The organism is Pantoea agglomerans NBRC 102470, from assembly GCF_001598475.1.
In the GTDB taxonomy this organism is placed as follows: Bacteria; Pseudomonadota; Gammaproteobacteria; order Enterobacterales; family Enterobacteriaceae; genus Pantoea; species Pantoea agglomerans.
Genome location: NZ_BCZA01000005.1, coordinates 272,263 through 290,549, shown reverse-complemented (window position 1 = coordinate 290,549; position 18,287 = coordinate 272,263). Strand labels below are relative to the sequence as shown.

Here is an 18,287-nt window from a genome sequence, read left to right as displayed (position 1 = left end):
TTTAAACGATCGGGAGAAGAGTTAATGCGTCCAGCAGCTTTAGTGGTGATGGCAGCCGTAGCGGGATTTATCGGCGGCAATGTTTTACAGTTGCCGGAATTATTCGATAAGGTCAGCGGGAAAATGGCGGATAATAAATCCGAACCTGCTGATTTCTGGAGTACGCCAGCGATTGAAGGCTACGGAAAAATACATTATGTCGATACGCCTGCATTTAAACCCGGCACGACAGCGGGCCTGAGTAATAAAATAGTATTTCAGATCAACCGCAGTGAAGGGGATATTCGTAAGCCGAATCTCGGTCTGGAGCGCGTAGCGCGCGTCACCAACCTCTATTATGCGGCAGGTGTGCCACTCGACCAGCTGAAATTTGTGGTGTCAATTAACGGCGACGCGGTTTCATCAGCGCTGAATAATGACCAGTTCAGCAAAGCCTACGGCGTCGATAACCCGAACCTGAAGCTGATCAGCGAGCTGAAAAAAGCGGGCGTTCAGGTCACTATCTGCGATCAGTCAGTGGCGTTTCATCAGCTTGAGCGCAACTGGATCGACCCGATGGTCACTCACACTATCTCCAGCGGCACCACCGTTGCGACCCTGGAAAACAGCGGTTACGCCTTCCTGATGCTTTAATTCCCCCACAGCGGCGTCACTGCCGCTGTCACCTTCCCGTCAAATTGCTGTGATGTCCCTGTCATAGAACGCCGCTAGTGTTGTCGCAATGAGATCGATCTCATCGACAATAAACGAGGCAGTCATGACCGATTTAATCAGCGTAGCCAGACTGGCAGGGGTCTCCCGCGCAACCGCTGCGCGCGCCTTTTCTGACCCTCATCTGCTAAAACCGGGCACGCTGCAAAAGGTGCTTGCCGCCTCGGAACAGATCGGTTTCCGCCCGAATCATATTGCCCGTCAGCTCCGCACCCAGCACTCCACCACGCTTGGCGTCCTGTTGCCTTCACTGCTCAATCCGGTTTTTGCCATGCAATTACAGGCGATGGAGCAGCAGGCTCGTCTGGCGGGATATGGCCTGCTGGTAGCAACCAGTGATTATCAGGCTGAGCGGGAAGCGGCCATTGTCGAACATATGCTGCACCAGCGTGTCGCCGGTCTGGTACTGACGGTGGCAGATGCCGACAGCAGTGCGCTGCTGCCGACACTGGCGGCGGCGAAGATGCCCTTCGTGCTGACCCACAACGTACCGCAACAGCACGAATGGCCCGCGCTGTGCGTAGATAACCGCAAAGCCATTGCCGAAGCGACCGTCCATCTGGTGTCACTGGGCCACCGCCACATCGTGATGGCTGCGGGCCCTATGCAGCAATCTGACCGCGCCCGTCTGCGCTATCTCGGCTACTGCGATGCCATGCAGCAGGCCGGTCTGACGCCGCAGGCGATGATTGAGATGCCCAGCCATATCCAGTCCGATTTCCATCCGTTGCTGCCGCTGATTAATTCACCTTCGCCGCTGACGGCGGTGATTTGCAGTAACGATCTGCTGGCTATCAGCCTTCTGGGCGCCGCTGCGCGTGCCGGCGTCAGCGTTCCGAATCAGCTCTCCGTGGTCGGCTTCGATGGCATTGAGCTGGGCGAACAGCTTTCACCTTCACTGGCCAGCGTGGTGCAGCCGATTGCGCTAATGGGCGCGCGCGCCATTGACCTGCTTCTGAATCCCGTCGGCGGTAAAACCCATCTGCTGGCTCATCATTTACGTCTCGGGGAGAGTGTCGCCCCGGCATTTCATGGCTCTTTTTCAGGGAAACATCATGTCACTCACCGTTAACTTCAAACCTATCGCCAGCGCTGCGCTGCTGGCCGGATGCACGCTTGCCTCATCGTGGGCGCAGGCGGCTGAAAATGCTATCTGCTACAACTGCCCGCCAGAGTGGGCCGACTGGGCGACACAGCTCCAGGCGATCGAAAAAACGACGGGCATTCATGTGCCGCAGGACAATAAAAATTCGGGTCAGGCGCTGGCGCAGCTGGTTGCCGAGAAAAGCAATCCGGTCGCCGACGTGGTCTATTATGGCGTCAGCTTCGGCATTCAGGCAGTCAGTGCAGACGTGGTCAGCGCTTACAAACCGGCAAACTGGGATCAGATCCCGGCAGGCATGAAAGATCCTGCTGGCAAGTGGGTGGCGCTGCACTCCGGTACCATGGGCTTTATGGTCAATGTTGATGCGCTGGGTGGCGCGCCGGTGCCGCGCTCCTGGGACGATCTGCTGAAGCCGGAATATAAAGGCATGGTGGGTTATCTTGATCCGGCCAGCGCCTTTGTCGGCTACGTTGCAGCCGTCGCGGTGAATCAGGCGAAAGGCGGCAGCCTGCATGACTTCACCCCGGCTATCAACTGGTTCAAAGCGCTGCAACGCAACCAGCCGATTGTGCCTAAGCAGACCGCCTATGCCCGGCTGATTTCAGGCGAAATCCCGATTCTGATCGACTACGACTTCAACGCCTATCGCGCCCGCTACAAAGATCACGCCAATGTGGAATTTGTGATCCCCAGCGAGGGGACGGTCACGGTGCCTTACGTCATCAGCCTGGTGAAAAATGCGCCGCATCCGGCCAACGGTAAGAAAGTGATCGATTTCGTGCTGTCAGATGCCGGTCAGGCGATCTGGGCTAATGCCTGGCTGCGTCCGGTCCGGGCGGGCGCGATGTCACCCGAAGCGAAGAAATATTTTCTGCCTGACAGCGACTATGCGCGCGCTCACACGGTTGATTATCAGCAGATGGCCGATGCGCAGAAGAGCTTCTCCGCCCGTTACCTGAGCGAGATCCGCTGATGTCACTCTCAGAGATCAATCCGTTTGCTGCTGGCGACTCAGTTCGCCACCGCCTTCGGCCGCTGGGGGCAAACTGGCCGTGGATGCTGCTGCCTGCGCTGCTGTTCTTTGCTGCCTTCTGGCTGTTGCCGTTTGCTCGTCTGTTGCAGATCGGTATGACGGAAGATCGTACAACTCACCACAGCGGCTACTGGACGGTAATCAGCCAGCCGCAATATCTGCAAAGCCTGCTGAATACCGTGCTGCTCTCGGCAGCGGTCACACTGGTGACGCTGCTGATTGCTGCGGTGGTGGGCTGCTTTCTGGCACGGCAGCGCTTTACCGGGCGAGGCACGCTGCTGGCGCTGCTGACCTTTCCGCTGGCCTTTCCGGGCGTGGTGGTGGGATTTCTGATGGTCATGCTGGCGGGGCGTCAGGGTGTTCTGGCGCAACTCAGTCTCAGCCTGTTTCATGAGCGCTGGGTCCTTGCCTATTCGCTCAGCGGCTTATTTATTGGCTATCTCTATTTTTCGCTGCCGCGCGCCATCGTGACGCTGGTGGCGGCCAGTGAAAAGCTGGACCGTTCGCTGGAAGAGGCCGCCCGATCGCTGGGTGCCAGCCAGTGGCGCATCATCATTGACGTCATCATTCCTGGGCTGAAACCGGCGCTGCTCTCCTGCGGCGCGCTCTGTTTCGCCACCAGCATGGGCGCCTTTGGCACCGCATTTACCCTTGGCACAGAGCTCGCGGTGCTGCCGCTGACCATTTATGGTGAGTTCACTAATTACGCCAACTTTGCCACCGCAGCGGCGCTTTCGGTGGTGATGGGGGCGGTGGCCTGGCTGGCGCTGATGCTGGCGAACGGACTGGCTGCCCGCCGTAAGGAGAAGGCATGAAACGCCGGGGGCTGTTCTGGCTGCAGGTGGTGATCACCAGCCTCACCGCGCTGTTTATGATTGTGCCGGTTGTGCTCTCGATGCTGGCGGGCGTCACGCAGAACTATTTCACTGGCCTGCACAGCGGCCTGACGCTGAAGTGGGTGGAACAGGTGTGGCAGATGTATGCCGACACCTTCTGGCTGTCGCTGCTGATCGCTCTGAGTTGCCTGGCGGTGACGGTTATCGCTGGCGTGCCGGCCGCCTGGGGCTTACTGAAATCACCGTCACGCTGGGCCAGCCGCATTGAGGAGTGCCTGATGCTGCCAGTCGCATTGCCGGGCCTCGCCACCGCTCTGGGCATCATTCTGCTTTATGGTCAGTTCAGCGCGTTGCGCGACAGCTGGCTCTTCATCCTTATCGGCCATGTGCTCTTTACCTTGCCCTTTATGATCCGACCGGTGCTGTCGGTGATGCAGGCGATTGATCTGCCGCGCCTTGAAGAAGCCGCCGCCAGCCTGGGGGCGGGCTTCTGGCGCCGCTTCTTTACCGTGGTCGTCCCGAACTGCCGCAACGGCATTCTGGCGGGCGCATTTATGGTGATCACCCTGTCGGTGGGGGAGTTCAACATTACCTGGATGCTGCACACGCCACTGACCAAAACCCTGCCGGTCGGTCTGGCCGACAGCTACACCTCGATGCGGCTGGAAGTCGGGTCCGCCTATACCCTGATCTTTATTATGATGATTTTACCGCTGCTGCTGTTGCTCAACGCCTGTAATCACTGGCTGGAACGGCAATCTTCGCGGCAGCAGAGAGAGGAAACCGTATGAATGAGGCCGTCAACGTGACGCTGAGCCACTGCTCGCGTCGCTTTAATCAGCAGGTCGCGCTGCATCCGCTCGACCTGCGGGTTCACGCCGGTGAAACACTGGTATTGCTGGGGCCGTCAGGCTGTGGCAAAACCACGCTGCTGCGTATTATCAGCGGTCTGGATAGCAGCGATCCCCCGGGAGAGATCTGGTTTGACAAGCGTAACGTCACCGCGCTGCCGATTGAGAAACGCAATGTTGGCATGGTGTTTCAGAACTACGCGCTGTTCCCGACGCTCAACGTGGCGCAGAACGTCGCCTATGGTCTGAAGGTGCAGGGCGTGCCACGTGCCGAGCGTGATGCGCGGGTCGCGGAGATGCTGGCACTGGTTGACCTGACACATCTGTCCCACCGGGCGATTGATAAATTGTCCGGCGGGCAGAAGCAGCGGGTGGCGCTGGCACGTGCGCTGGCCGCCCGGCCTAAAGTTCTGTTGTTCGATGAGCCGCTGGCGGCGCTTGACGCCAGGCTGCGCGATCGACTGCGGCTGGAGATCGGCGCGCTGCTCAAGCGGCTGGCGATCACTGCGGTTTACGTCACCCACGATCAGCAGGAGGCGATGGCGCTGGGCGATCGCATCGCGGTGATGGAGCAGGGCCGTCTGGTGCAGTTGGATACTCCGCAGGGAATTTATCAGCGCCCGGCCTCCCGCTTTGTGGCGGATTTTGTGGGCGCCATAAACTGCATTGCGCACGATCCCGACGGTCATCCCCTGCGTTTTTGCCGCCCGGAAGATGTGTTGCTGGCCGACGACACCCGCTATGCCCAGCGCGGTGTGGTGGTGGGCAGTACGTTTCTTGGCGCCTCGCAGCGCTTACTGATCGATATCGGGCTGGATAACCCCATTCAGGTCGAGCGTCATGCCCGCGAAATCTGGCAGGCGGGACAGCGCATCAGCTGGTCGCTGACCCGCCAGGCCGCGCTGGAATTTAGTTGCTAAGGAGTCTGTTGTGTCTGTTCAACCCACGGTCATCGCTCAAATCAGCGATCTGCATATCAAGGCTTTTGGTCGTCTCTCTTATAAACAGGTCGATACCCATGCCGCTTTACTGCAGGTTATCGATACCCTTAACGCGCTGCAGCCGCGCCCCGATGTGGTGGTGATTACCGGCGACCTGGTCGATTTTGGCAGGCCGGAAGAGTATCAGACGCTGCGCGAAGCCCTGCAGCGCCTCCAGTTGCCCTTTTATCTGATGGCGGGCAATCACGACGATCGCGAGGCACTGCGTGCTGCCTTCCCGGATCACACCTACCTGCAAGCGGGGCCGACCCTGAACTGGCAGCTTAGCGTGGGCGGCGTCAGGCTGCTGGCCCTGGACTCCAGCGTACCGCAACAGCCGTGGGGGGAGGTGGATGAGCAGCAGTTGCAATGGCTGGATCAGGCACTGCGCGAGGCCGCGGATCAGCCCACGCTGGTGATGCTGCATCATCCCCCTTTTGCCTGTGGCATTGCGCATATGGATCGGCAACGGTTACGCCATCCTGAGGCACTTGAGGCGATCATTGTCCGCCATCCGCAGGTTGAGCGGGTGCTTTGTGGTCATCTGCATCGCAGCCTGCAGACCCGCTTTGCCGGAACCCTGGCCTGTGTCGCACCCGGCGTGTCGCATCAGGTGGCTCTGGATCTGCATCCGGAGGGGCCGGCTCACTTTATTCTGGAGCCGCCCGGCTTTTTGCTCCATTGCTGGCAGCCAGTGCAGGGAATGGTCACGCATCAGTGCGCGATTGGCCACTTTTCGGGACCCTGGCCATTTTACGATAGTCAGGGGTTAATCGATTAGTGCCAGCTAAATCTGTATTAAGCGGGGTGATATTTGTCTTAATGCTGCTCAAAAATGCCGACACAGTGTAGACTTAAGCCCGGCTATCAGGGCTTCTGGCACACATTAAAAAAATAATCAGGCATTCACGACATGACACTCTTCTCCGGGGCGGCGACGCCATGTTAAAGCTCTTTCGGCCCAAGGCCGACTTGCGCAATCTGATCGCCCTGCTGGTGATTGTCAGCATTGTTATCACGCTCGCGAATACGCTCTACGCCACCTGGCGGGTGCAGCGCCAGGTGCTGATTGACACCACGCTTGAGGCTAACCGGGCCTATGCCGCCAAGCTGGCTTCAACCAGTGAAATCTTTTTTCAGCTGGCGCAGTCACAGTTGCACTACAGCGCCAATCAGCTAAGCCGTGACTTTAATAATGAAGGACTGCTGAATAGCGAAGTCAATCGTCTGCGTGAGCAGACTACCAGTTTCAACTCGGTTGCTGTGGTGGATGAGCAGGGCGCGATCAAAGCGATCTCGCCCGAATCCCTGACGCTGAAAGGGATGCGTGTCACCAGCGACGCCTCCCGCGAAGCGCTGACGTTGCGGCAGCCGATCATCAGTAAACCGACCCTTTCTGCAGCCAATAATCTGCTGGTGTTTGTCTCCTGGCCAATCTGGAGTCCCGATGGCGACTATCTGGGCTACATCGGCGGCACGATCTATCTGAAGAAAAAAAGCATTCTGAATGCGCTACTGGGTGAACAATTCTACCGTGATGGCACCACGGTCTATGTGCTCGACAGTAATAATGAGGTGTTGTATCACCAGAATCGTCAGCTGATTGGTAAAGTTCTGCCCGCCATCGTCAGTCCGCGTGACGAGCAGACCAATGGCTCGCTGATGCTTGCGGGTGCAGGTGAGTCGACGCAGCTGGCGGGCTATGCCGTCGTCCCGACCACCGGCTGGACGGTGGTGGCGCTGAAGCCGATTAACGTCACGCTGAACCCGCTTTCAGGCCTGTTAATGAAAGTCCTGAAGAACTCGGTGCCGTTCGCACTGCTGACCCTGCTGGTTGCGTTAGGGCTGGCACGGCTGATTGCCCGACCACTGTTCCAGCTGGCCCGCAAAGCCAGCCGGATGGATGCGCAGGGCGTATCAAAAGAGATTGGCGGCATCAGTGCCTGGTATTTTGAGGCGGCGCAGGTCAAGCGCGCGCTGCTCACCGGCATCGGACTGGTGCAGGATAAGATCGGTCGTCTGAGTTCGGAAGCCCAGACCGACCCCCTGACTCAGTTGCTGAATCGGCGTGGTCTTAATGCGGTACTGGAGTACTACCGCACGCTACGTCAGCCTTTCTCGGTGCTGGCGCTGGATATCGATCACTTTAAAAACGTCAACGATAGCTGGGGCCACGATGTGGGCGACCGGGTGATTCAGCAGGTGGCGAGCACGCTGCGTGCCAGCGCCCGTCAGTCTGATGTGGTGTGCCGCAACGGCGGAGAGGAGTTTCTGATGCTGCTGCCGGGAACGGCGCTGGATGAGGCGCAGATTATCGCCGAGCGCGTGCGACTGGGTATTGCAGAAGCCTGGCTCACCGACGTGGGACGCATTACCTTGTCTATCGGCGTCGCGGCCTGGAATGGTTCGCAGGATGTCGGGCTGGAAGGCAGTTTAAAACAGGCGGATGCGGCACTCTATGAGGCGAAAAATGCCGGGCGCAACTGCGTTATCGTGGCCGCCGCGTAATCGCGTTAACTCACAGTGTTTCGCAACGGCAGGATAAAAATGGGTGGGGAAGGGGAAGTTAAGCAGGGCGCGGCGTTAAGGCTACCGCGCCCCTCAACATCAGGCTGACTTGACGTAATCCAGCACCATGTCGTGGTGATTCGAGGTCTTGAAGTTATCAAACACTTTTTCGATCCTGCCCTCAGCATCTATCAGGAAGCTGATGCGATGAATGCCGTCATAGGTTTTCCCCATAAACGTTTTTTCACCCCAGACGCCAAACGCCTGGCAGACTTCATGGTTTTCATCGGAGAGCAGGGTAAAGTTCAGCAGCTCTTTTTCGACAAACTTTGACAGTTTTTCCGGTTTGTCGGTGCTGATGCCCAGCACTTCCACGCCCGCTTTTTTCAACTCATCCATGTTGTCACGCAGACCGCACGCCTGCACGGTGCAGCCTGGTGTCATCGCTTTCGGGTAAAAGTACACCAGAACGCGCTGTCCCTGGAAGTCGGTCAGATTCACGTGTTCGCCGTCCTGATCGGGCAGGCTAAATGCGGGTGCAGTATCTCCGGCTTTCAGTGGATTCATTACATCTCTCCATTTTCTTATTCAGGCTGTGGGTAATACACCATCCGGTCAGAAACGGCCAGAGGGAAAATTACCATCAGGGGGTATTTCACCACATAGCCGGTCACCTTTCAGTGGCAGTAATGTGGAGAAATAACTCCGGTTAATTGACCAAAGCTTAGCGTACCGCGCTGACAGATTCGCTGCTGTCGGCATCTGACACACTGTAAAGGCGCAGCGTTCCCTGAGCATTCAGCTCCTGACAAAGGGTATTAAACGCCTGCTCAAACGGGGTGCCACTGGTTCGCGTCGGACTGTGAGCGGTCATTTGAATATAGAGCGTAGGGGGCAAATTGTGTTGCGCTGGCGTAATGCGCGACACCAGTTCGGCCACATTCATCTGATGCTTATCGATAAGATCGGTAAAGCGTTCAATAATATGCGGCGAATCAGCCACCTCAACCTGAATGAAGGCGGTGTCGGGCATCGGCGGACGGAGCCGGGCATTGGTGCGCTTCATGACGATCAGCAGTTCGAGTTCTGCCCCTTTCAGTGGCAGGGTCGATTCAATCAGTGTGATCGCGTTCCAGCTGCCCGACAGCAGCATGATAAAGGTGAACTCATCCCCAAGCATGGCAAGACGGCTATCTTCAATATTGCAACCGCAGCTGCTGACGTGTCGGGTAATGGTGTTGACGATACCCGGACGGTCAACACCGAGCGCGGTGATCACCAGATGATGGGGCTGAGATTGCGGCAAAATGGCTTTTCCTCTGCTTTCGCTAATAACCATAAGGTAAACATAAAAAAAACTGCTGACAAGCGCGGGAATGGCGTGGCTGGCTTGCTTTTCCCTAAGTGTAAAACGTACCATGAAGCACTTGTTTGTCGAGGGGATCGCCAATGTTTACGGGAAGTATTGTTGCACTCGTTACGCCAATGGATGACAGCGGTAATGTCTGCCGGTCGAGTCTGAAAAAACTGATTGATTATCACGTCGCCAGCGGCACCGCGGCGATCGTTTCCGTCGGCACCACAGGCGAATCTGCTACCCTGAGCCATGAAGAACATGGTGATGTGGTGATGCTGACCCTGGAGCTGGCCGATGGCCGTATTCCGGTGATTGCCGGAACCGGGGCAAACGCCACCGCTGAAGGCATCTCTCTGACTAAGCGTTTTGAAAATTCCGGCGTTGTGGGTTGCCTGACCGTGACCCCATATTACAACCGTCCGACGCAGGAAGGGCTGTTCCAGCACTTTAAAGCGATTGCGAATAGCACCAGCCTGCCACAGATGCTGTATAACGTTCCCTCGCGTACCGGTTGTGACATGCTGCCGGAAACCGTTGCCCGCCTGGCCGAAATCAAAAATATTATCGGAATCAAAGAGGCAACCGGGAACTTATCGCGGGTTAGTCAGATCCAAGAGCTGGTTAATGAAGATTTCATTCTGGTGAGTGGCGATGACGCGACTGCGCTGGACTTTATGCAACTGGGCGGCAAAGGCGTTATTTCGGTGACGGCCAACGTGGCTGCGCGCGAAATGGTCGAACTGTGTCAACTCGCACAGCAGGGCAATTTCGTCGAGGCACGCCGCCTGAATCAGCGTCTGATGCATCTGCACCAGACGCTTTTCTGTGAACCCAATCCTATCCCGGTGAAATGGGCTGCGAAACAGCTAGGATTAATCGCTAACGACACGCTGCGTCTGCCAATGACGCCACTGACTGCAGCCGGCCAGCCGAAAGTGGAGCAGGCGCTGGTGAAAGCGGGTTTGCGATAATTTAGGGAGTTTGAATGAATTACTCAGTAAAGCGGTCAACAGTAGCCACAGTGGTGGGGCTTTCTACCCTGATGCTGTTGTCGGCCTGTTCAAGCGATCAGCGTTATAAGCGCCAGGTCAGCGGTGACGAATCTTATCTTGAAGCCAGTCAGTTAAATGAACTGAAAGCGCCTGCCGGAATGATCCTGCCGGTGCAGCGTGGTGATTTCGACGTGCCGCGCACGACCAGTCAGGCACCCACCGGCAAGCAGCTCGACATCCGTCCGCCAGCCCAGCCGCTGGCGCTGATGAACGGCACCCGCGCACAGTTCAGCAACAATACCGGCGCGCTGATGATTGATAACAGCCGCGGTTCAGTCTGGTCGCAGGTCGTCAACGTGGTGCAGTCTTACAAATTCCCGATTGCCTCACGTAATGACGCAGGCCAGCAGCTGACAACGGACTGGGTGCAGTGGAACCGTGCTGATGAAGATCAGCAGTATCGTGGCCGCTACCAGATCAGCGTGCAGTCGCAGAGCTATCAGCAGCAGTTAACCGTTCGTCTGCTTGAGCTGCAGCAGGATGGTAAAACCATTACCTCACCTGTGCAGATCCAGCGTTACACCGCGCAGATGCTGAATGACATCAGCACCGGTATGGACAAGATTGATACGGCGAGTGAAAACGCGGCCTCTGGTCGGGTGAATGGGGCCATTGATGTGCAGAGCGGTGCAGATGATACTGGCCTGCCACTGCTGATCCTGCGTACGCCATACAACGTGGCATGGCAGCGTCTGCCTGATGCAATGAAACGCGTCGGGATGGAAGTGACCGACACGACCCGCTCAACCGGCAGCATGAAGGTGACCTACAAGTCACTGAGCAGCAGCGACTGGGATTCAGTCGGTGCGAAAGATCCGGAATTACCAAACGGTGATTACAAAGTGCAGGTCGGCGATCTCGACAACCGCACCAGTCTGCAATTCATCGACCCGAAAGGGCATGTGCTGACCCAGTCGCAGAACGATGCGCTGGTGGCCGTGTTCCAGGCGGCGCTGAACAAATAAAGTTGCCCCAGGCCGGAGATTCTCCGGCCTTTTTATTTTGTTTTTGGCATAATAGCGCGCGCCGAAGTAAACGATTGCGTCAAGGCAATCGCCGCAGCGGCACTGGCCGCTGAACACCCGTTATTTCAAGTCTGGAGTGAACAAGATGCAAAAGCGAGCTGAGTTGTATCGCGGTAAAGCGAAAACCGTATACAGCACCGATAACCCGGATCTGCTGATACTCGAATTCCGCAACGATACGTCAGCAGGTGATGGCGCCCGAATCGAGCAATTTGATCGCAAGGGAATGGTTAACAACAAGTTTAACCATTTTATCATGACTAAATTGCAGGAAGCGGGTATCCCGACCCAGATGGAAGCGCTGCTGTCAGATACTGAAGCGCTGGTGAAGAAGCTGGAGATGGTGCCGGTAGAGTGCGTGGTTCGTAACCGCGCCGCAGGCTCGCTGGTAAAACGTCTGGGCGTGGAAGAGGGCATTGTGCTCAATCCGCCGCTGTTTGATCTTTTCCTGAAAGATGATGCAAAGCATGACCCGATGGTCAATGAATCCTACTGCGAAACCTTTGGCTGGGTCAGCAAACAGAACCTGGCGCGGATGCAGGAGCTGACCTTTAAAGCCAACGAGGTGCTGAGCAAACTGTTCGACGATGCGGGTCTGATTCTGGTCGACTTCAAACTGGAGTTTGGTCTGTTTAACGGCGAAGTGACGCTGGGCGATGAGTTTTCGCCAGACGGTGCGCGCCTGTGGGACAAAGAGACGCTGGATAAAATGGATAAAGACCGTTTCCGCCAGAGCCTCGGCGGCGTGGTGGAAGCCTATGAAGCGGTTGCACAGCGGCTGGGCGTGAAGCTCGACTGAGTTTGCCTGCCGCGCAGAAAGAAAAAGGAGAGCCCCGGCTCTCCTTTTTTCATTTCAGGGTAAAGCTGGTGATTGCTGCCTCACACAACTAAAATCATGCCATCTGAAAAAATGACTGAGGGAATACAGCATGCGCTGGCAAGGGCGTCGCGAAAGCGACAATGTAGAAGACCGTCGCGATCAATCGTCCGGTTTAGGCGGCGGAGGCCGCCAGATTCGTCTGCCGCGCGGTAAAGGCGGTATTGTGCTGCTGATTGTTGTGGCCATCGCGGGTTATTACGGTTACGACCTGACCGCACTGCTGACAGGCGGCGAAGTTGCACCGACCAGCCAGCAGCAACAGCGCAGCGTCAGCGTCAATGATGATGAGGCTGCGAAATTCACGAAGGTGATTCTGGCCACCACGGAAGACACCTGGGGCAAACTGTTCCAGCAGATGAACAAACAGTATGTGGCACCGAAGCTGGTGATGTATCGCGGCGCAACCCGCACCGGCTGTGGTACCGGACAGTCAGTCATGGGGCCGTTCTACTGTCCTGCCGATCAGACCGTCTACATCGACCTCTCTTTTTATGACGAGATGAAAACCAAACTTGGCGCGGACGGTGACTTCGCCCAGGGCTACGTCGTCGCGCATGAAGTTGGCCACCATGTCCAGAAACTACTGGGTATTGAACCGAAAGTGCGTGAAATGCAGCAGGGTGCCAGCCAGACGCAGGTTAATCAGCTCTCCGTCAAAATGGAACTGCAGGCGGACTGTTTTGCCGGTGTCTGGGGACACTATATGCAGCAGGAAAATATCCTTGAAGCGGGCGATCTGCAGGAAGCGCTGAATGCCGCCGAGGCAATTGGCGACGACCGCCTGCAGCAGAAAGGTCAGGGCCGCGTAGTGCCGGACAGCTTCACCCACGGCACGTCTGAGCAGCGCTACACCTGGTTCAAGCGCGGGTTTGATGGTGGCAATCCAGGACAGTGCAACACCTTCGCCAGCAACTAATGAGTCTGCAGCCTCTTACGCAGCTTATGCAGCAGGCCGGTGTGCGTCGTCTGGCGGTGATCAGCGGCGACCCGGCCTGGTGTTTACTACGGGCTGCGGCGTGGCGTGAAACGCTGACCGGCGACTGGCTGGCGTTGAGCCCGGAACCGCTGTTCTCTGCTTCGGATAAAGGGCCGGGTCAGTATAAAACGCCGGTCCTGCACAAACAGCCTGCTGCGGTGCGCACGCTGCTTGGCCGTGAATTTCGTCATGCTCTGTTTGACGCCCGTCAGGGCTTTCATGCCGACGCTTTCGCTGCGCTGGCTGGCACGCTCACCGCCGGTAGCTGGCTGTTACTGCTGGTGCCGCCCTGGGAACAGTGGGCGCAGCAGCCTGACAGCGACAGCCTGCGCTGGGCCGATGTCGCTGAACCCATCGCCACCCCTTATTTTGTTCACCACCTGCAACAGCTGATATTAGCGGATGACCAGGTGCTGCTGGAGCGGCAGCATCAGCCATGCCGGTTTCCGGCGCAGCCGGACTGGCCGCAGTGGCACTGTCAGGCACCGCAGCAGCAGCAGGCGATACTCGATCAGCTGATGAGGCTGCCATCGGGGGTTGCCGTGCTGACCGCGCCCCGCGGACGCGGTAAATCGGCGCTGGCGGGTATGCTGGCGCGATTGAAAGGGCATTGTCTGGTGACGGCTCCGGCCAAAGCCTCAACGGAGGTGCTGAGCACCTTCGCCGCTGACGCTTTTTACTTTATGGCACCCGATGCGCTGCTGGCGCTGGAGACGCCGCCGCAGGCGGAATGGCTGATTGTGGATGAAGCGGCGGCGATCCCGGCACCGCTGCTGCAGGCGCTGGTCAGTCGATATCCCCGTGTATTGCTCACCACCACCGTACAGGGCTACGAAGGAAGCGGGCGCGGGTTTATCCTTAAATTCTGCGCCGGGCTTCCTGATGCACACTATTTTACGCTCGATGAGCCGCTGCGCTGGTCGCGTTTCGATCCGCTGGAGCAGTGGCTGAACCAGGCGCTGCTGTTTGACGATGCCGTCGCGACCGCACCCGATTCTCCTGTAACGCCTCATCGTGTTGAGCGCCACGATTTCAGCGCGCTGGAGGCCGCGTATCGTCTGCTGACCAGTGCACACTATCGTACCTCGCCACTTGATCTGCGCCGCCTGCTGGATGCTCCGGGCATGCAGCTGTGGCGGGCCGGCGACGCGTCGGCGTTACAGGGCGCGCTCTGGCTGGTGGAAGAGGGCGGTCTTGAACCTGCACTGGCACAGGCGGTCTGGGCGGGCACCCGGCGACCTCGCGGGAATCTGGTGGCGCAGTCGCTGGCAGCCCACGCCGGTCTGGCTGAGGCGGCGACATTGCGCTCGCTGCGCATCAGCCGTATTGCCGTGGCGGCGGAGCGGCGTCGTCTGGGAACCGGACAGCAGCTGGTTGCGGCAGCGGCCAGTGCGGCCGTCGGATATGACTACCTCTCCGTCAGCTTCGGCTACACTGAATCTCTCTGGGCCTTCTGGCGCGCCTGTGGCTTTAGCCTGGTGCGGATTGGCAGTCAGCGCGAAGCCAGCAGCGGCTGCTACGCGGCGATGGCCATGTTGCCCTGTTCTGCTGCGGGTGAGGCATTGCAACACCGCGCGGCAGAACAGCTGGCGCGAGACTGGCCGCTGTTGCGCCAGCATATCGCACTGGAACTGCAGTTTGATCAGGTTACTGACGACGGATTGACCGCGCAGGATATTCGTCTGGCGGCGGGTTTTGCCTGGGCGCAGCGGCCACTGGAAGCGAGCCTGCCGGTGTTGCAGCGTCTGGTGCAGGCCAGTTCAGCCTCTTTACCGCTGCTGGCTGCGGCGGTTGCCACACCCACAGCCCTGGGCGAACTGGCCCAGCAGGCGGGAGTGAGTGGGCGCAAAGCGCTAGTCGCAGCGCTGCGTCAGCAGGCGGCAGCGGCCCTCCAGACACTGGGCGTTGATGCAGCCTTGCTGCACCTGCCGTTGAAATAATTCGACCAGCTGGTTCAAATTATCCTCATATGATTTTATGCCAGGCGGCGTAGAGTGAACACAGGAGGTCAACATGACACTGAAATATGTAATCGTTCAACAGCCTGCCACCACAGCACAGCTGTTTCTGCTCTACCATGGCGTTGGCGATAACCCGGATTCAATGGGCGAGATTGGCAACTGGTTTGCCCGAACGTTTCCCGACGCGCTGGTGGTGTCCGTCGGCTCGCCTGGTGCGAGTCGTCAGTGGTTCGGCGAAACCGACCTGCACGATCAGACCGTCCAGCAGCGGGTTGATGCGGCCATGCCGCAGTTTGTTGGGTCTGTGCGTCACTGGCAAAAAAAGAGCAGCGTGCGGCCGGAAGCGACAGCCTTAATTGGCTTTTCGCAGGGCGGCAGTATGGTGCTGGAAGGGGTTAAGGCGCATCCGGATCTGGCGGGCCGCGCGGTGGTGTTTAATGGCCGGTTTATCACCTTGCCGGAGAAGGCCAGCACCCGCACCACCATCCACCTGATCCACGGTGATTATGATGAGCAGGTCCCGCTGCACCATGCGCAGCAGGCGGAGCATCGGCTGACCGCCTGCGGTGGCGACGTTACCCTGGATATCGTTGACGATCTGGAGCACGCCATCGATCACCGCAGCATGGAGCTGGCGCTGAATCATCTGCGTTATACGGTGCCAAAACGCTACTTTGATGAGGCGTTAAGCGGCGCAAAACCGGGTGACGATGATGTTATCGTGATGATGTAAAAAAGCCCCTGCGCAAGCCCGATCTTAACGCTGATGAGAGCTGACTTTGTGACGAACCATAAAAAAGCCCCTGCATAGCAGGGGCTTTTTCGTTTACTTCTTCTTCGGCCAGTTGTCGTCGTCATCCCATTTATCGTTGAAATCACGATGCGGCGGCAGGTCAGGTTTGTTATCCATAAATTTTTTATGATCGATGCGTTTCAGATCTTTATAAACGTTCATCAGCACGCCAACCATCAGCAGGATCACCAGGATCCACCAGTAATCTTTAATAAATTCCATTTGCTGCTCCTTAAAACCGCCGTCAGGCGATCAGTTGTTCCATGATGCGTTGGTACATCCGGCTCAGCATCTGCAGGTCGGAGGCTTTCACACACTCATTGATTTTATGAATGGTGGCATTCACTGGCCCCAGTTCCACCACCTGTGCACCCATCCGGGCAATAAAGCGGCCATCGGAGGTTCCGCCCGTGGTCAGCAGCTGCGGCTTAATTTCATTATAGTGCGCTACAGCTTTCACGACGGCATCAACCAGCTTACCGCGCGTGGTCAGGAAGGGCTGGCCAGAGAGTTTCCACTCAATGGTGTAACGCAACTGGTGACGATCCAGCAGCTCTGCGACCCGCTGACGAATCATCTCATCGGTGAGTTCGGTGCTGAAGCGGAAGTTAAACTGCACAAACAGCTCGCCGGGGATCACATTGTTACTGCCGGTGCCCGCCTGGACGTTGGCAATCTGCATGCTGGTCGCCGGAAAGAACTCATTCCCCTGATCCCACTCGGTCGCGACCAGCTCGTTCAGCGCGGGCATCGCCCGGTGAACCGGGTTATCCGCCAGATGCGGATAGGCGACGTGGCCCTGCACGCCATGCACCATCAGGTTAGCGGTGATTGAGCCGCGACGGCCATTTTTCACCACATCACCCACCACTTCCGTGCTGGAGGGCTCGCCTACCAGGCAATAGTCGAGCCGTTCGCGGCGCGCCATCAGCCGCTCAACCACTTTAACCGTGCCGTTGGCCCCGCTGGCCTCTTCATCAGAGGTAATCATAAAGGCGAGTCGCCCTCGGTGATTGGGACGCACCGCAACAAAACGTTCGGCAGCCACCACCATTGCCGCCAGCGATCCTTTCATGTCGGCCGCGCCGCGGCCAAACAGCATGCCGTCGCGGATGGTGGGTTCAAATGGCGGATTAATCCAGCGGCTGGCATCGCCAGGCGGCACCACATCGGTGTGACCGGCAAACGCCAGCGTTTCACCTTCGCCACGGGTGGCCCAGAAATTCAGGGTGTCGTCGATGTTCATCGTTTCAATCTTAAAGCCAATGGCTTCAAGACGGGCGATCAGCAGAGCCTGACATCCGGCATCATCGGGGCTGAGAGAGGGGCGACGAATAAGCTGCTGCGTCAGCTCAATGACCGGGCAAAACATATTATGACTTCTCCTGGATAGCATTCTGATAGGTGGCTTCGCTGAAACCGGCGAGCAGGGAGCCATCCGGGGCGCGCAACAGCGGACGCTTAATCATGGCGGGATGCGCCAGCATCAGCGCTTTGGCGCTGCTGGCATCGGTAACCGCGTCGCGATCACTCTCAGGCAATTTACGCCAGGTGGTGCCCCGGGTGTTAAGCAGAGCCTGATAACCCAGTGCATCGATAAACTCCTGCAGCAGGGCATCGTTCAGGCCATCCGCACGGTAGTCGTGGAAGTGATAGTCAACGCCTGCGTCTGTTAAAAAGCGCCGGGCTTTTTTTATGGTGTCGCAATTTTTAATCCCGAACATCACCCACTGCGTGCTCATTGCCCGATCCTTATTGTCCTGTGAGAAGTGAAAGCTGAAAAAAGCAGCCAAAGTGCGAGTTTACCATAGTGTGATCCGTTGCGGCATCTGCACAGGCGCGGGAATCGGGCCACAGAGCACGGCAGCAAGGTCATCGTCCGGCATCGGGTAAACGCTATCAATTTCGCAGCTAACCATTACCCTGCTTATCAATAAGAGCTTAGGAATTTCGCCATGTTGATAAAATAGTCTACCGCTGGGTTTAAAATAAATTATTTTCAACGGGGTTAAGGAGTTGCTGAAGTGTGCGTCAGCTTGCAAAACCAGCAACATTCATGTTTTTATGGCGTATGCCGATAGATATAACAGGTGTAAACGTATTCACCTGTATAAAAAAAGAGCGTAACATTGCCAGCACAATAAGAGAGGGCATTATGATTGACACCGAAATGGGAACCTGGAAAGAATTTATCGAAGCGATGTTACGCAACAAGTAAC

Annotated in this window: 20 protein-coding genes; 15 read left to right on the top strand and 5 right to left on the bottom strand. The window is 57.4% G+C overall.

What is annotated here, in order from left to right; genetic code table 11:
- Positions 1–24 precede the first annotated feature (24 nt).
- The 8 genes from PAG01S_RS11910 to PAG01S_RS11875 all read left to right on the top strand — a co-directional run bounded on the left by PAG01S_RS11910 (position 25) and on the right by PAG01S_RS11875 (position 8,024).
- Entirely contained in the window at positions 25–633 is a 609-nt protein-coding gene (locus PAG01S_RS11910; RefSeq protein ID WP_010671341.1) for a DsrE family protein, read from the top strand.
- A gap of 124 nt (positions 634–757) precedes the next feature.
- Positions 758–1,783 carry a substrate-binding domain-containing protein gene (locus tag PAG01S_RS11905; protein ID WP_062758792.1) on the top strand — a complete coding sequence of 342 codons (1,026 nt, stop codon included), beginning with the start codon at positions 758–760 and terminating at the stop codon, positions 1,781–1,783.
- Complete coding sequence (locus tag PAG01S_RS11900) at positions 1,767–2,789, top strand: ABC transporter substrate-binding protein (protein ID WP_033769710.1); 1,023 nt, start codon at positions 1,767–1,769, stop codon at positions 2,787–2,789. The genes PAG01S_RS11905 and PAG01S_RS11900 overlap by 17 nt, the downstream gene beginning before the upstream one ends.
- On the top strand, positions 2,789–3,664 hold the full coding sequence (locus tag PAG01S_RS11895) for an ABC transporter permease (RefSeq protein WP_050482729.1): 876 nt from the start codon (positions 2,789–2,791) through the stop codon (positions 3,662–3,664). The genes PAG01S_RS11900 and PAG01S_RS11895 overlap by 1 nt, the downstream gene beginning before the upstream one ends.
- Positions 3,661–4,476, top strand: coding sequence for an ABC transporter permease (locus tag PAG01S_RS11890; protein ID WP_062758789.1), 816 nt, complete (start codon positions 3,661–3,663; stop codon positions 4,474–4,476). Before PAG01S_RS11895 ends, PAG01S_RS11890 begins: the two co-directional genes overlap by 4 nt.
- Positions 4,473–5,456: an ABC transporter ATP-binding protein gene (locus PAG01S_RS11885; protein ID WP_062758785.1), complete on the top strand. Its 984-nt coding sequence runs from the start codon at positions 4,473–4,475 to the stop codon at positions 5,454–5,456. The genes PAG01S_RS11890 and PAG01S_RS11885 overlap by 4 nt, the downstream gene beginning before the upstream one ends.
- A gap of 10 nt (positions 5,457–5,466) precedes the next feature.
- On the top strand, positions 5,467–6,297 hold the full coding sequence (locus PAG01S_RS11880) for a phosphodiesterase (RefSeq protein WP_022624147.1): 831 nt from the start codon (positions 5,467–5,469) through the stop codon (positions 6,295–6,297).
- A gap of 161 nt (positions 6,298–6,458) precedes the next feature.
- The gene (locus PAG01S_RS11875) at positions 6,459–8,024 is read left to right on the top strand and encodes a sensor domain-containing diguanylate cyclase (protein WP_010260020.1); all 1,566 of its coding nucleotides are present in this window, start codon (positions 6,459–6,461) and stop codon (positions 8,022–8,024) included.
- Positions 8,025–8,123: 99 nt separating this feature from the next.
- Here the strand turns inward: PAG01S_RS11875 and bcp are convergent, their stop codons facing one another.
- Both bcp and PAG01S_RS11865 read right to left on the bottom strand, forming a co-directional pair.
- Positions 8,124–8,591: a thioredoxin-dependent thiol peroxidase gene (bcp, locus tag PAG01S_RS11870; protein ID WP_010260016.1), complete on the bottom strand. Its 468-nt coding sequence runs from the start codon at positions 8,589–8,591 to the stop codon at positions 8,124–8,126.
- Positions 8,592–8,748: 157 nt separating this feature from the next.
- Complete coding sequence (locus PAG01S_RS11865; RefSeq protein ID WP_010260011.1) at positions 8,749–9,330, bottom strand: glycine cleavage system transcriptional repressor; 582 nt, start codon at positions 9,328–9,330, stop codon at positions 8,749–8,751.
- A 143-nt stretch (positions 9,331–9,473) separates the two neighbouring features.
- On the opposite strand from PAG01S_RS11865, the gene dapA reads away from it, so the two are divergent.
- The 6 genes from dapA to ypfH all read left to right on the top strand — a co-directional run bounded on the left by dapA (position 9,474) and on the right by ypfH (position 16,008).
- Entirely contained in the window at positions 9,474–10,352 is an 879-nt protein-coding gene (gene dapA, locus PAG01S_RS11860) for a 4-hydroxy-tetrahydrodipicolinate synthase (RefSeq protein ID WP_010260008.1), read from the top strand.
- A 14-nt stretch (positions 10,353–10,366) separates the two neighbouring features.
- On the top strand, positions 10,367–11,398 hold the full coding sequence (gene bamC, locus PAG01S_RS11855) for an outer membrane protein assembly factor BamC (protein ID WP_010260005.1): 1,032 nt from the start codon (positions 10,367–10,369) through the stop codon (positions 11,396–11,398).
- Positions 11,399–11,543: 145 nt separating this feature from the next.
- A complete protein-coding gene (purC, locus tag PAG01S_RS11850) occupies positions 11,544–12,257 on the top strand; it encodes a phosphoribosylaminoimidazolesuccinocarboxamide synthase (protein WP_010260002.1) in 714 nt (237 codons plus the stop codon).
- Positions 12,258–12,387: 130 nt separating this feature from the next.
- Positions 12,388–13,254: a KPN_02809 family neutral zinc metallopeptidase gene (gene ypfJ / locus PAG01S_RS11845; protein ID WP_033769714.1), complete on the top strand. Its 867-nt coding sequence runs from the start codon at positions 12,388–12,390 to the stop codon at positions 13,252–13,254.
- Positions 13,254–15,254, top strand: coding sequence for a tRNA(Met) cytidine acetyltransferase TmcA (locus tag PAG01S_RS11840; protein WP_062758782.1), 2,001 nt, complete (start codon positions 13,254–13,256; stop codon positions 15,252–15,254). Before ypfJ ends, PAG01S_RS11840 begins: the two co-directional genes overlap by 1 nt.
- A 73-nt stretch (positions 15,255–15,327) precedes the next feature.
- Positions 15,328–16,008: an esterase gene (gene ypfH, locus PAG01S_RS11835; protein ID WP_010259992.1), complete on the top strand. Its 681-nt coding sequence runs from the start codon at positions 15,328–15,330 to the stop codon at positions 16,006–16,008.
- Between the two features lie 93 nt (positions 16,009–16,101).
- On the opposite strand, the gene PAG01S_RS11830 is transcribed toward ypfH, so the two are convergent.
- From PAG01S_RS11830 to PAG01S_RS11820, 3 genes are read right to left on the bottom strand one after another with little or no spacing between them, the layout of a single operon-like run.
- A complete protein-coding gene (locus PAG01S_RS11830) occupies positions 16,102–16,290 on the bottom strand; it encodes a YpfN family protein (RefSeq protein WP_003848800.1) in 189 nt (62 codons plus the stop codon).
- 22 nt (positions 16,291–16,312) lie between these two features.
- Positions 16,313–17,440, bottom strand: a complete 1,128-nt coding sequence (gene dapE, locus PAG01S_RS11825; protein WP_010671351.1) for a succinyl-diaminopimelate desuccinylase — start codon at positions 17,438–17,440, stop codon at positions 16,313–16,315.
- A gap of 1 nt (position 17,441) precedes the next feature.
- Positions 17,442–17,810, bottom strand: coding sequence for an ArsC family reductase (locus tag PAG01S_RS11820; RefSeq protein WP_010671352.1), 369 nt, complete (start codon positions 17,808–17,810; stop codon positions 17,442–17,444).
- 284 nt (positions 17,811–18,094) lie between these two features.
- On the opposite strand from PAG01S_RS11820, the gene PAG01S_RS22240 reads away from it, so the two are divergent.
- Positions 18,095–18,286 carry a hypothetical protein gene (locus tag PAG01S_RS22240; protein WP_010259981.1) on the top strand — a complete coding sequence of 64 codons (192 nt, stop codon included), beginning with the start codon at positions 18,095–18,097 and terminating at the stop codon, positions 18,284–18,286.
- The last annotated feature ends 1 nt before the right edge of the window (position 18,287 follow it).